The organism is Enterobacter sp. JBIWA008 (assembly GCF_019968765.1).
In the GTDB taxonomy this organism is placed as follows: domain Bacteria; phylum Pseudomonadota; class Gammaproteobacteria; order Enterobacterales; family Enterobacteriaceae; genus Enterobacter.
Window position 1 is genome coordinate 2519142 of sequence record NZ_CP074149.1, and the last position, 12260, is coordinate 2531401.

Genomic DNA, 12260 nt, shown 5'->3' on the forward strand with positions numbered 1-12260 from the left:
CTGGAGCACTGCCATGAAAACATCGCTTCTCTCGACCGTAATTGCCGCCACGCTGGCCCTGAGTGCACCGCTGGCGCTGGCTGCCGTCCCGAAAGACATGCTGGCGATCGGTAAAGCCGCCGACCCGCAAACGCTCGATCCTGCCATCACCATTGATAACAACGACTGGACCGTCACCTATCCGTCCTACCAGCGTCTGGTCAAGTACAAGCCAGGCTCTACCGAGGTGGAAGGCGATCTGTCGACGGGCTGGAAGGCGTCCGACGATCAGAAAGAGTGGACCTTTACCCTGGCGGATAACGCAAAATTCTCCGACGGCACGCCGGTCACCGCTGAGGCGGTCAAACTCTCCTTTGAGCGCCTGCTGAAGCTCGGCCAGGGGCCGTCTGAAGCCTTCCCGAAAGACCTGAAAATTGATGCCGTCGATGACCATACGGTTAAATTCACCCTCAGCCAGCCGTTCGCGCCTTTCCTGTACACGCTGGCAAACGACGGGGCGTCCATTATTAACCCAGCGGTGCTGAAGGCCAATGCGGCAGACGATGCGCGCGGTTTTCTGGCGCAAAACACCGCCGGCTCCGGGCCGTTTATGCTGAAAAGCTGGCAGAAAGGCCAGCAGCTGATCCTGGTGCCTAACCCCCACTGGCAGGGTGAGAAGCCGCACTTCAAGCGCGTATCGGTGAAAATTATCGGTGAGAGCGCCTCGCGCCGATTGCAGCTTTCCCGCGGCGATCTGGACATTGCCGACTCCCTGCCGGTCGATCAGCTCGCGGCTCTGAAGCAGGAAGGCAAAGTCGCCGTCGCGGAATACCCGTCCCTGCGCGTGACTTACCTCTATCTCAACAACAGCAAAGCGCCGCTCAATCAGGTGGATTTACGCCGGGCAATCTCCTGGGCGACGGATTACCAGGGGATGGTGAAAGGCATTCTGAGCGGCAACGGCAAGCAGATGCGCGGCCCGATCCCGGAAGGCATGTGGGGCTATGACGCCACGGCAATGCAGTACAGCTTTGACGAGGCCAAAGCCAAAGCGGCGCTGGACAAGGTCAAAGACAAACCCGCCAGCCTGACCTTCCTCTACTCGGATAACGACCCGAACTGGGAGCCGATCGCCCTCTCCACTCAGGCCAGCCTCGGCAAGATCGGCATTAGCGTGAAGCTGGAAAAACTGGCCAATGCCACCATGCGCGACCGCGTTGGAAAAGGCGATTACGACATTGCCATCGGCAACTGGAGCCCGGACTTTGCCGATCCGTACATGTTCATGAACTACTGGTTCGAATCAGACAAAAAAGGGCTGCCGGGCAACCGTTCGTTCTATGAGAACAAAGAGGTCGATTCACTGCTGCAGGCGGCGCTGAAAACCACCGACCAGGCGGAACGCACCAAAGATTACCAGCAGGCGCAAAAGGTGGTTATCGACGAGGCGGCCTACGTTTATCTGTTCCAGAAAAACTACCAGCTGGCGATGAACAAAGAGGTCAAAGGCTTCACCTTTAATCCGATGCTCGAGCAGGTGTTCAACATCGCCACCATGAGCAAATAACGGTTCTCGCCGGGGGAAAGCGTATGACGTTCTGGAGCATAGTGCGCCAGCGCTGCTGGGGGTTAATCCTGGTGGTGGCCGGTGTCTGTATTATCACCTTTATTATTTCACACCTGATCCCCGGCGATCCGGCCCGCCTGCTGGCCGGCGATCGTGCCAGCGACGAAATCGTGCAGAACATTCGCCAGCAGCTAGGGCTGGACCAGCCGCTGTACGTTCAGTTTGGCCGCTACGTGGACGCCCTGGCCCACGGTGATTTAGGCACGTCCATCCGTACCGGACGCCCGGTCGCGGAGGACCTGAAGGCCTTTTTCCCCGCCACGCTGGAGCTGGCCTTTTGTTCTCTGCTGCTGGCGCTGGTCATCGGCGTGCCGCTGGGGATTTTGTCGGCGGTGTACCGCAACCGCTGGCTGGATCACCTGGTGCGTTTAATGGCGATGACCGGGATCTCCACCCCGGCTTTCTGGCTTGGGCTGGGCGTCATTGTCCTGTTCTACGGGCACCTGCAGATCCTGCCGGGCGGCGGCAGGCTGGACGACTGGCTAGACCCGCCGACGCACGTCACCGGGTTTTATCTGCTGGACGCCCTGCTGGAAGGCAATGGAGAGGTCTTTTTCAATGCGCTACAGCACCTGATTTTGCCCTCGCTGACGCTGGCGTTTGTGCATCTCGGCATCGTGGCGCGCCAGGTGCGCTCGGCGATGCTGGAGCAGCTTAGCGAGGACTACATCCGCACGGCCCGCGCCAGCGGCCTGCCCGGCTGGTACATCATCCTGCGCTACGCCCTGCCGAATGCGATGATCCCGTCGATTACCGTTCTCGGGCTGGCGCTGGGCGATCTGCTCTACGGCGCCGTGTTGACCGAAACCGTCTTTGCCTGGCCGGGAATGGGCGCGTGGGTGGTGACGTCCATTCAGGCGCTCGATTTCCCTGCCGTGATGGGCTTTGCCGTCGTTGTTTCGCTGGCCTACGTGCTGGTTAATCTGGTGGTCGATCTGCTTTATCTGTGGATTGACCCGCGAATCGGGCGCGGAGGTGCCGAATGATGTTAACGCAGGAAACGACCGTCCCGGTTAAAACCGCCAGACAACGCATCAACTGGGCAAAGCTGCTCTGGATGCTGCGTCAAAGCCCGCTCACGATCGTTGGCGGCGTCATTATGATTGCGATGCTCTTCCTGATGGTGGCTTCGCCGTGGATCGTGCCCCATGACCCGAACGCGCTGGATCTTACCGCCCGGCTGCAGGCGCCGTCCGCGCAACACTGGTTTGGTACCGACGAGGTGGGACGCGACCTGTTCAGCCGCGTGCTGACGGGCAGCCAGCAGTCGATTACCGCCGGGCTGGCGGTGGTGGCGATTGCGGGCGGCATTGGCTCACTGCTGGGCTGTTTTTCCGGCGTGCTGGGCGGGCGCGGCGACGCCATCATCATGCGGGTGATGGACATTATGCTCTCCATTCCCTCCCTGGTGCTGACCATGGCGCTGGCCGCCGCGCTCGGCCCGAGCCTGTTCAACGCCATGCTGGCGATTGGGATTGTCCGCATCCCGTTTTACGTCCGCCTGGCGCGCGGGCAAACCCTGGTGGTACGCCAGTTTACCTACGTGCAGGCTGCCCGCACGTTTGGCGCTTCCCGCTGGCATTTGATCCGCTGGCATATCCTGCGCAACGCCCTGCCGCCGCTGATCGTGCAGGCGTCGCTGGATATCGGCAGCGCCATTCTGATGGCCGCCACGCTGGGGTTTATTGGCCTGGGCGCGCAGCAGCCCACCGCCGAGTGGGGCGCAATGGTGGCCGTTGGCCGGAACTACGTTCTCGATCAGTGGTGGTATTGCGCCTTTCCCGGTGCGGCGATTTTGATTACCGCCGTGGGCTTTAATTTGTTTGGCGACGGTATCCGCGATCTGCTGGATCCGAAATCGGGAGGCAAACAGTGATGACCGACTCGGTACTCAATATTGAAGACCTGCACCTGAGCTTTCCGATTTTTCGCGGGGAGGTCCACGCGCTTAACCACGTCTCGCTGGAAATCAACAGGGGCGAAATTGTCGGCGTGGTGGGCGAGTCGGGGTCGGGTAAATCCGTGACCGCCATGCTCGCCATGCGCCTGCTGCCGGAAGGGAGCTACCGCATTCATCACGGTCAGGTGAAGTTACTCGGCGAAAACGTCCTGACGGCGTCCGAGAAGCAGCTTCGCCAGTGGCGCGGAGCCAGAGTGGCGATGATTTTTCAGGAGCCCATGACCGCCCTCAATCCGACGCGGCGGATTGGCAAACAGATGGTGGAGGTGATCCGCCAGCATCAGCAGCTTTCGCGGCGCGAGGCGCAGCAGAAGACGATTACCCTGCTGGAAGAGATGCAAATCCCGGACGCGAAGCAGGTCATGGAGCGCTATCCGTTTGAACTCTCCGGCGGCATGCGCCAGCGGGTGATGATCGCCCTTGCCTTCTCCTGTGAGCCGGAGCTGATCATTGCCGACGAACCGACCACCGCGCTGGACGTTACCGTCCAGCTGCAGGTGCTGCGCCTGCTGAAGCACAAGGCGCGGGCCAGCGGGACCTCGGTGCTGTTTATCAGCCACGATATGGCCGTGGTGTCCCAGCTCTGCGACAGAATGTACGTGATGTATGCGGGCAGCGTGATCGAGAGTGGCGCCACGCAAACGCTGATCCACCGCCCTGTACACCCTTATTCCATTGGCCTGCTGCAGTGCGCGCCGGAACACGGCCAGCCGCGCGCCCCGCTTCCCGCCATCCCCGGGACGGTGCCCAACCTCAGCCAGCTTCCGCAGGGATGCGCGTTTCGCGAGCGCTGCTTTGCAGCCGGGGCGAAATGCAGCGAAACGCCGCGCTTAGCGCCCACTGGCGCAGAAGGCCAACAGGCCGCCTGCTGGTATCCGCAACGGGAGAAACACCATGACTGATGTACTGCTGGAACTGGATAGCGTGCACGTGAACTTTGCGGCGCGCAAAAACTGGCTGGGGCGCGTAACTGAACAGGTCCATGCCCTCAACGGGCTCGATCTCCAGATCCATCGGGGGGAAACGCTGGGCATTGTCGGGGAATCCGGCTGCGGGAAAAGCACGCTGGCACAGCTGCTGATGGGCATGCTTAAACCCAGCACCGGTGCGTGCCAGCGGGCGCACCACGCGGGCGGCATGCAGATGGTGTTTCAGGATCCGCTCTCCTCGCTCGATCCGCGATTGCCGGTCTGGCGCATCATCACCGAGCCGGTGTGGGTGCAAAAACGTAGCAGCGAGCGCGAGCGCCGCCAGCTGGCGGAGGATCTGGCGCTGCAGGTGGGCATTCGCCCGGAATATCTCGACAGGCTTCCGCACGCCTTCTCCGGCGGGCAGCGCCAGCGCATCGCCATCGCCCGGGCGCTCTCGTCCGATCCCGATATCATCGTGCTCGATGAACCCACCAGCGCGCTGGATATCTCCGTGCAGGCGCAAATCCTCAACCTGCTGGTGACCCTGCAGCAGCAGCGTAATCTGACCTACGTGTTAATCTCGCATAACGTCTCGGTGGTCAGACACATGAGCGACCGGGTGGCGGTGATGTACCTCGGGCAGATTGTGGAGCTGGGCAGCGCCGCGCAGGTGCTTGGCGATCCGCGCCATCCCTACACCCGCCTGTTGCTCGACTCGGTTCCCCGCACCGGTGAACCGCTGGATGAAAATCTGGCGTTACGCAAAACGGACCTTCCCGGCAACCGTCATCTACCCGAAGGCTGTTTTTTCCGCGACCGTTGCCCGATGGCAGCGCAGGGGTGTGAACGGCCGCAGCCGCTACAGCCCTCACTCGAGGGCCGTAACGTCCGCTGCTGGCGCAGTCTGGATTAGATTTGCGCCATTCCGCCGTCCACAAACAGCTCGGTGGCGTTTATAAAGCTGGCCGCATCGGAGGCCAGAAATGCCACCGCCTTACCCACCTCGCCCGGCGCGCCTAAACGTCCGAGCGGTACCTGCGCGGCCAGCGCGTCGTACAGCCCCTGACGGTGTTCTTCCGGCACCAGATCGCCGAGACCTGGCGTTTTGATCGGGCCCGGGCTCACCACGTTGACGCGGATCCCGCGGCCCTGCAAATCCAGCGCCCAGGAGCGGGCAAAGTTGCGCACGGCGGCCTTACTGGCGCTGTAGACGCTGAAGTTGGCCGTCCCTTTGATGGAGACCGTCGAGCCGGTAAGAATAATCGACGATCCGGCGGACAGCAGCGGCAGCGCCTTCTGCACCGTAAACAGCACCCCGCGAACGTTGGTACCAAAAATCCGGTCAAACTGCTCTTCGGTGATCGCGCCCAGCGGCAGCATATCGCCGCCACCGGCATTGGCGAACAGGATATCAAGACGGCCTTCTTCTTTGGCTATCCGGGCATAAACCTCATCCAGATCGGCAAGCTTTGAGACATCCGCGCGAATGCCTGTTGCGGTGGAAGCAATTTCCGCCACCGCCGCGTCCAGCTCGGCCTGGCGACGCCCGGTGATGTAAACCTTCGCGCCCTGCGCCGCCAGCTCCTGCGCCGTGGCAAGACCAATACCGGTGCTGCCGCCGGTGACCAGTGCGATTTTTCCTGCGAGAGTCGTGTTCATGTCATTTACCTTTTTGTGTTTGCGTTGGACAAACTTTAGCCCTTGCGGCATTTGTGAAAAACGGGCAAAAATGAAAATGACTATTCACCCACAGAAATAATCAGAGGTCATCATGGACCAGCTCATGGCGATGCGCGCCTTTACGCGGGTGGTGGAGTCCGGCAGCTTTACCCGCGCGGCGGACTCGCTGAATATGCCGATCGCCACGCTGAGCAAGCTGGTTAAATCGCTTGAGGCGCACCTGGAGATACGCCTTCTGCACCGCACCACTCGCCGGGTGGTCGCGACGCCTGAAGGGATGGAATACTACGAAAAAGCGCTCAGGGTCTTGATTGATATCGAAGATATCGACACCTCGTTTCGCGTTTCCCGCGCGACGCCAAAAGGGCATTTGCGGGTTGACGTGGGCGGCTCCACCGCCCGGGACGTGCTCATCCCCCTGCTTCCGGACTTTATGCGGCGCTACCCGGAGATCCGCATCGACCTTGGCGTGGCCGATCGGCCGGTCGATCTCATCAGCGGTAACGTAGACTGCGTGATCCGCGGCGGGCCGCTGGACGACTCGACCCTCATTGCCCGCCATCTCGGTAACGCTGAGATGGTCACCTGCGCGACGCCGGGTTACCTGAAAAATCACGGCGTTCCGGCCTATCCGCAGGAGCTGTGCAACGGGCACAAGCTTATCAGCTACCTTTCGCCCGTCACCGGACGGCCATTTCCGTTTCGTTTCCGGCAGAACGGCGAGGCGCTGGAGATCAATATTCCGCACTATCTCGGCGTCAATGAAAGCAATGCCCATCTGGCGGCTGCCGCGGCGGGGCTGGGGATCGTTCAGACCTTTGAGTATTCGGCAAAGTCGTATTTGCAGGCGGGAGCGCTGGGGGCGATCCTGGGCGACTGGCGCCCTGCCGCGTATCCGTTTCATGTGGTTTACCCGCAGAACCGGCATTTGACGCACCGTCTGAAGGTGTTTATTGCGTGGCTGGCGGAGGTGTTCCCCGCCGCGCTGAAGGGGTAGCCGGGCGCGAACCCGGCGGTGGTTTAATTGAGCTTATAGTCCAGCGTAATCTCAGCTTTCAGGAGTTGCGATACCGGGCAGCCCGCTTTTGCTTTCTGAATAATGCCGTCGAACTGCTGCGGGGCGATGCCGGGAACCGTCACCTTGCTTTTCAGGGCAACCTTAGTGATGGCAAAGCCGCCGTCGGTTTTATCCAGAGAGACGTCCGCCGTGGTATCAATGGAATCGGCGGTATAGCCCGCTTCCCCGAGCATCAGCGACAGCGCCATCGAGAAGCAGGCCGCATGCGCCGCGCCAATCAGCTCTTCGGGGTTGGTCCCCTTTTCGCCCTCAAAGCGGGTATTGAAACCATAAGGCTGTTGATTGAGAACGCCGCTCTCGGTGGAAACCGTTCCCTTTCCGCGCTTAATGTCGCCAGACCAGTGTGCCGAACCGTGCTTATGAATAGTCATTCTTGCTCTCCTTTTGGCTTACAAAGGGTTAAGTATAGAAGGCTGTCCGGATTCTGCGGGGAAGACAGACGAGTCTTAGTCACTGAGTAAATGGTGCGCCAGCGCGTCGAGGAACACGCGCAGCGCGGCAGGCTGGTATTCCCGGGACTGATAAATACCATGGATGGCAAGCGGTTTCGGCTCCAGCGCCTCCAGTATCGGCACCAGTAATCCCTGTTCCAGCGCGGCACGCGCTTCGCGCTCCGGCAGCATGGCGATACCGCAGTGCTTAATCGCCGCGTCCATCAACAGCGAAGAGATGCTGGCGCTCAGGTTGCCGCTGACGGCCACGCTCAGGCTTTCCCCTTCCGGCGTCAGAAAGTGCCAGGACTGCCCGGCGAAAAAGCTGTAGTGCAGGCAGTTGTGCTGCGCTAATTCTTCAAGGCTCATGGGGGTACCGTGCTGCGCAAGATAGTCCGGCGAGGCGCAGAGCACCGACCGACACTCCCCCACCCGGCGGGCAATCATGCCGGGTTCGGGGTTATCGGTAATGCGCACGGCGACATCAATGCGCTCTCCCACCAGACTGACCGGGTGGTTATTCACGTCCAGCTCGATGCGCAGTTGCGGGTAACGCAAGAGCAGCTCAGGCAGGACCGGCGCAATCAGGTGCATGGCGGTAAAGTGCGCGCAGGCGACCCGCAGGGTGCCGGACGGGAGATCTTTTTCCGACTGGCCTTCGATTTCCTGCGAGATCTGCGAGAGCGTCCGCGTTTTTTGCAGCACCTTCTCCCCTGCCGCGGTCAGCGTCAGCTTGCGCGTGGATCGGTTTACCAGCCGCGTTCCCGCCCACTTCTCCATTTGCTCAAGGTAGCGGCTCACCATCGGTCTGGAAATGCCCAGCGCGCGGGCCGCCGCGCTCAAGCTTCCCAGCTCGCATATCCGGTTATAGACCTGAGCGGCGATAACGCGATCCATATAAGCTCCATTTGCTCGATTTATGAAACTAAGCATGTCCTGTTTCAGGAATTCTGGCAAATGCAAATATCCGTACAATAGAGGCATTCCTGAACAACAGAGACAACAGTATGAAATTTACTCACCTTGCCCTGCTTTCCACCCTCTTCACACCGGCTGTTTTTGCCGCTCCATTGACCATCGATACCTATAACCCGCAGGAAAAAGGCATTTTCCCGGTCTCCTCCACGCTGGTTTCCGGCCCGAAAGAAGCGGTGCTGTTTGACGCGCAGTTCAGCGTGAAAGATGGGGAAGCGCTGGTAGAAAAAATTCGCCGCAGCGGTAAGACCCTGAATAAGATTGTGATCACCTCCGGCGATCCGGATTTCTATTTTGGCCTGCAGCCGCTGGTCAAAGCCTTCCCGAATGCCAAAGTGGTGGCCACACAGCATGTGGTTGACCATATTAAAGCCACCAAAGACGCCAAGCTCGCCTTCTGGGGCCCGCAGATGAAGGACGGCGCGCCAACGGAGCTGGTCGTCCCGCAGGTGATTGCCTCCACCACGTTCATGATTGACGGTGAAAAGGTCGATATCGAACAGCCAGACAGCTACGCGGCCTACGTGTGGATCCCGTCAGCAAAAACAATCCTCGGCGGCACCGGGGTAGCCTGGGGTATTCACGTCTGGACGGCAGACACCCAGACGGCGGCAAGCCGCAAGCAGTGGCAGGAAACGCTGGAGAATATGGCCGCGCGCAGGCCTGAACGCGTGATCCCGGGCCACTATCTGGGCAACCCACCAGCGGGCACTGGCGCGATTGATTTTACCCGCGACTATCTGCAGCGCTTTGAAAAGGCCTTATCCGCGCATAAAGATTCCGCAGGCGTCATCAGCACCCTGAAAAAACAGTATCCGAACCTGGCTGATGATAGCTCGCTGGAATTAAGCGCCAGGGTGAATACCGGCGAAATGAAGTGGTAATTTAAAATCTGCTCCTGCTATATTTCCGCGATAGCAGGAGCACCGCCAAAATATCCACGCTGTTACCCTTCGATATATCCACACCTTTTAAAAGCGCATAAAAGCATGCACTTATGTCATTTTTATTTCTAAGATGAATCTGAACCACAACCGGGGAAATATTTGCCATTCTGTTTATGAATTAAATTTTTGCGAGCCGTACCAATAAACAGACAACGACACGGAGGCAGCATGTTTACTTATTACCCGGCTAATACCACAGCAGCACAACCCGAACTCGTTAACGCGATTGCGCAGGGTCTTCACGCCGAGCACGGTGCTGTGACTGAAGATGACATTTTGATGGAACTGACTAAGTGGGTGGAATCCACAGATAATGACATCCTCAGTGACATCTACCAGCAGACCATTAACTATGTCGTCAGCGGGCAAAACGCACCCTTGTAAAAACCTGCTAAGCTGGATCTGCAACCTAAGGGGTTACATTTCGTTTGCGTAAGCAAACTGGTCCTTAAAACTATCAACAGGATTGAGGAGTTAACATGAAATCGAACCGTCAGGCACGCCATATTCTGGGACTGAACTACAAGCTTTCGAATCAGCGTAAAGTGGTGATTGAAGGCGACCATGAAACGCAGGTCACTCACGCCACCGGCAGAAAACGCCACGCCGGCAAGTAAGTTCCAGGCTGAGATCCAGAACACCATCGGTAATCCCGATGGTGTTTTTGTTTATGTGTTGCGGTAATTAATATTTAGCTCCTTTATAATACCGCCTGACCGCACCCCATCGCACAGGCCAGAAAGATGACAAACAGCAGTGTCAGGGACGGATCTTCATAAAAAGAGTGAGTGACATGGACAACAAACTGAAAAAACATCGTTCCTTATACATCCCATACGCCGGACCGGTTTTACTCGAATTCCCCCTGCTCAACAAAGGCAGCGCCTTCAGCATGGAAGAGCGCAGCAGCTTTAACCTGCTGGGTTTACTGCCCGAAGTGGTTGAAACCATTGAAGAACAGGCGGAGCGCGCGTGGATCCAGTATCAGGGTTTCAAAACCGAAATCGACAAGCACATCTACCTGCGCAACATTCAGGACACCAATGAAACCCTCTTCTATCGCCTGGTGCAAAACCATCTCGAAGAGATGATGCCGGTGATATACACCCCGACGGTGGGTGCGGCCTGCGAGCGTTTCTCAGAGATCTACCGTCGTTCACGCGGGGTATTCATCTCTTATCAGAACCGTCACAACATGGACGATATTCTGCAGAACGTGCCGAACCACAATATCAAAGTGATTGTGGTGACCGACGGCGAACGTATTCTCGGCCTCGGCGACAAGGGCATTGGCGGGATGGGGATCCCAATCGGTAAACTCTCACTCTATACTGCCTGCGGCGGCATCAGTCCGGCGTATACTCTGCCGGTAGTGCTGGACGTCGGCACCAACAACCAGCAGTTGCTCAACGATCCGCTCTATATGGGCTGGCGCCATCCGCGTATTACCGACGACGAGTACTATCAGTTTGTCGACGACTTCATCCAGGCCGTTAAGCACCGCTGGCCGGACGTTCTGCTGCAGTTTGAAGACTTCGCGCAGAAAAACGCGATGCCGCTGCTGAACCGCTATCGCGATGAGATCTGCTCATTTAATGACGACATCCAGGGCACCGCAGCCGTGACCGTGGGTACGCTTATCGCCGCCAGCCGCGCGGCCGGCAGCCAGCTGAGCTACCAGAAAATCGTCTTCCTGGGCGCAGGCTCTGCGGGCTGTGGTATCGCCGAACAAATTATCGCCCAGACGCAGCGCGAAGGCTTAAGTGAAGAGCTTGCCCGCTCCCGCGTCTTTATGGTGGACCGTTTCGGCCTGCTGACCGACGCTATGCCGAACCTGCTGCCGTTCCAGAACAAGCTGGTGCAGAAGCGCGATAACCTGAAAAACTGGGATACCGACAACGAAGTCCTTTCCCTGCTGGACGTGGTGCGCAACGTGAAGCCGGATATTCTGATCGGCGTTTCCGGGCAAACCGGTCTCTTCACCGAAGAGATTATTCGCGAGATGCACAAGCACTGCGAGCGCCCTATCGTGATGCCGCTTTCCAACCCGACCTCCCGCGTGGAAGCGACGCCACAGGACATCATCGCCTGGACCGAAGGTAACGCGCTGGTTGCCACCGGCAGTCCGTTCGACCCGGTGGTGTGGAAGGATAAAACCTATCCGATTGCCCAGTGCAACAACTCCTATATCTTCCCGGGCATTGGTTTGGGCGTTATCGCCTCCGGCGCGTCCCGCATTACCGATGAAATGCTGATGTCGGCGAGCGAAACTCTCGCGGGCTACTCGCCGCTGGTCAACAACGGTGAAGGACTGGTGCTGCCGGAGCTGAAAGACATTCACAAGGTGTCGCGCGCTATCGCGTTCGCGGTAGGAAAAATGGCACAGCAGCAGGGCGTGGCGGTGAAAACCTCTGCCGACGCGCTGCAGCAGGCCATCGACGACAACTTCTGGAAGCCTGAATACCGCAGCTATCGCCGTACCTCGATTTAATTCTGCGCTGCGACCTAACCCTCTCCCTGTGGGAGAGGGTTAGGGTGAGGTCATCAGACCGCACCATCGAATACCCACTAGCCAAACCCCTTTTCCCCCGCTACACTCCTTTCACCCATTTACCTACTGAATATATAAGGAGGCCAATTATGCTGTACTGTGAAATTTTCAATGTTTCACA

Annotated in this window: 13 protein-coding genes; 10 read left to right on the forward strand and 3 right to left on the reverse strand. The window is 58.7% G+C overall.

Annotation, left to right across the window (positions count from 1 at the left end):
• Positions 1-13 precede the first annotated feature (13 nt).
• Genes KGP24_RS12225 through KGP24_RS12245 form a run of 5 tightly spaced genes read left to right on the forward strand, consistent with a single transcriptional unit; the run spans position 14 to position 5390 of the window.
• Positions 14-1546, forward strand: a complete 1533-nt coding sequence (locus KGP24_RS12225) for an ABC transporter substrate-binding protein (RefSeq protein ID WP_223560601.1) — start codon at positions 14-16, stop codon at positions 1544-1546.
• 23 nt (positions 1547-1569) lie between these two features.
• The gene (locus KGP24_RS12230; protein WP_223560602.1) at positions 1570-2592 is read left to right on the forward strand and encodes an ABC transporter permease; all 1023 of its coding nucleotides are present in this window, start codon (positions 1570-1572) and stop codon (positions 2590-2592) included.
• Positions 2589-3482, forward strand: a complete 894-nt coding sequence (ddpC, locus tag KGP24_RS12235; RefSeq protein WP_223560603.1) for a D,D-dipeptide ABC transporter permease — start codon at positions 2589-2591, stop codon at positions 3480-3482. Before KGP24_RS12230 ends, ddpC begins: the two co-directional genes overlap by 4 nt.
• Positions 3482-4468: an ABC transporter ATP-binding protein gene (locus KGP24_RS12240; RefSeq protein WP_223560604.1), complete on the forward strand. Its 987-nt coding sequence runs from the start codon at positions 3482-3484 to the stop codon at positions 4466-4468. Before ddpC ends, KGP24_RS12240 begins: the two co-directional genes overlap by 1 nt.
• On the forward strand, positions 4461-5390 hold the full coding sequence (locus KGP24_RS12245; protein WP_223560605.1) for an ABC transporter ATP-binding protein: 930 nt from the start codon (positions 4461-4463) through the stop codon (positions 5388-5390). Before KGP24_RS12240 ends, KGP24_RS12245 begins: the two co-directional genes overlap by 8 nt.
• Here the strand turns inward: KGP24_RS12245 and KGP24_RS12250 are convergent.
• Positions 5387-6136: an SDR family oxidoreductase gene (locus tag KGP24_RS12250; protein ID WP_223560606.1), complete on the reverse strand. Its 750-nt coding sequence runs from the start codon at positions 6134-6136 to the stop codon at positions 5387-5389. The two genes, KGP24_RS12245 and KGP24_RS12250, sit on opposite strands and share 4 nt — an antisense overlap.
• 112 nt (positions 6137-6248) lie before the next feature.
• Between KGP24_RS12250 and KGP24_RS12255 the strand changes: the two genes are divergently transcribed.
• Positions 6249-7154 carry a LysR family transcriptional regulator gene (locus tag KGP24_RS12255; protein WP_223560607.1) on the forward strand — a complete coding sequence of 302 codons (906 nt, stop codon included), beginning with the start codon at positions 6249-6251 and terminating at the stop codon, positions 7152-7154.
• Between the two features lie 23 nt (positions 7155-7177).
• Here the strand turns inward: KGP24_RS12255 and KGP24_RS12260 are convergent, their stop codons facing one another.
• Together KGP24_RS12260 and KGP24_RS12265 are read right to left on the reverse strand one after the other, a co-directional pair.
• Positions 7178-7606 (reverse strand): OsmC family protein, encoded by a 429-nt coding sequence (locus KGP24_RS12260; RefSeq protein ID WP_023311893.1) that lies wholly within the window; start codon positions 7604-7606, stop codon positions 7178-7180.
• Positions 7607-7681: 75 nt separating this feature from the next.
• Positions 7682-8563, reverse strand: coding sequence for a LysR family transcriptional regulator (locus KGP24_RS12265; RefSeq protein WP_223560608.1), 882 nt, complete (start codon positions 8561-8563; stop codon positions 7682-7684).
• 110 nt (positions 8564-8673) lie between these two features.
• On the opposite strand from KGP24_RS12265, the gene KGP24_RS12270 reads away from it, so the two are divergent.
• The 4 genes from KGP24_RS12270 to KGP24_RS12285 all read left to right on the forward strand — a co-directional run bounded on the left by KGP24_RS12270 (position 8674) and on the right by KGP24_RS12285 (position 12079).
• On the forward strand, positions 8674-9525 hold the full coding sequence (locus KGP24_RS12270; RefSeq protein ID WP_223560609.1) for a Vmh family MBL fold metallo-hydrolase: 852 nt from the start codon (positions 8674-8676) through the stop codon (positions 9523-9525).
• A 231-nt stretch (positions 9526-9756) separates the two neighbouring features.
• Positions 9757-9972 carry a biofilm-dependent modulation protein gene (gene bdm, locus KGP24_RS12275; protein WP_023335793.1) on the forward strand — a complete coding sequence of 72 codons (216 nt, stop codon included), beginning with the start codon at positions 9757-9759 and terminating at the stop codon, positions 9970-9972.
• Positions 9973-10067: 95 nt separating this feature from the next.
• Positions 10068-10205 (forward strand): stationary-phase-induced ribosome-associated protein, encoded by a 138-nt coding sequence (sra, locus tag KGP24_RS12280; RefSeq protein WP_008501714.1) that lies wholly within the window; start codon positions 10068-10070, stop codon positions 10203-10205.
• Positions 10206-10381: 176 nt separating this feature from the next.
• Positions 10382-12079 carry an NAD-dependent malic enzyme gene (locus KGP24_RS12285; protein WP_223560610.1) on the forward strand — a complete coding sequence of 566 codons (1698 nt, stop codon included), beginning with the start codon at positions 10382-10384 and terminating at the stop codon, positions 12077-12079.
• Positions 12080-12260: the final 181 nt, after the last annotated feature.

Excerpts from the sequence above, each read along its gene's own strand:
- KGP24_RS12225 (WP_223560601.1), top strand. The coding sequence starts at position 14 with ATGAAAACATCGCTTCTCTCGACCGTAATTGCCGCCACGCTGGCCCTG.
- KGP24_RS12230 (WP_223560602.1), top strand. The coding sequence starts at position 1,570 with ATGACGTTCTGGAGCATAGTGCGCCAGCGCTGCTGGGGGTTAATCCTG.
- ddpC (WP_223560603.1), top strand. The coding sequence starts at position 2,589 with ATGATGTTAACGCAGGAAACGACCGTCCCGGTTAAAACCGCCAGACAA.
- KGP24_RS12240 (WP_223560604.1), top strand. The coding sequence starts at position 3,482 with ATGACCGACTCGGTACTCAATATTGAAGACCTGCACCTGAGCTTTCCG.
- KGP24_RS12245 (WP_223560605.1), top strand. The coding sequence starts at position 4,461 with ATGACTGATGTACTGCTGGAACTGGATAGCGTGCACGTGAACTTTGCG.
- KGP24_RS12250 (WP_223560606.1), bottom strand. The coding sequence starts at position 6,136 with ATGAACACGACTCTCGCAGGAAAAATCGCACTGGTCACCGGCGGCAGC.
- KGP24_RS12255 (WP_223560607.1), top strand. The coding sequence starts at position 6,249 with ATGGACCAGCTCATGGCGATGCGCGCCTTTACGCGGGTGGTGGAGTCC.
- KGP24_RS12260 (WP_023311893.1), bottom strand. The coding sequence starts at position 7,606 with ATGACTATTCATAAGCACGGTTCGGCACACTGGTCTGGCGACATTAAG.
- KGP24_RS12265 (WP_223560608.1), bottom strand. The coding sequence starts at position 8,563 with ATGGATCGCGTTATCGCCGCTCAGGTCTATAACCGGATATGCGAGCTG.
- KGP24_RS12270 (WP_223560609.1), top strand. The coding sequence starts at position 8,674 with ATGAAATTTACTCACCTTGCCCTGCTTTCCACCCTCTTCACACCGGCT.
- bdm (WP_023335793.1), top strand. The coding sequence starts at position 9,757 with ATGTTTACTTATTACCCGGCTAATACCACAGCAGCACAACCCGAACTC.
- sra (WP_008501714.1), top strand. The coding sequence starts at position 10,068 with ATGAAATCGAACCGTCAGGCACGCCATATTCTGGGACTGAACTACAAG.
- KGP24_RS12285 (WP_223560610.1), top strand. The coding sequence starts at position 10,382 with ATGGACAACAAACTGAAAAAACATCGTTCCTTATACATCCCATACGCC.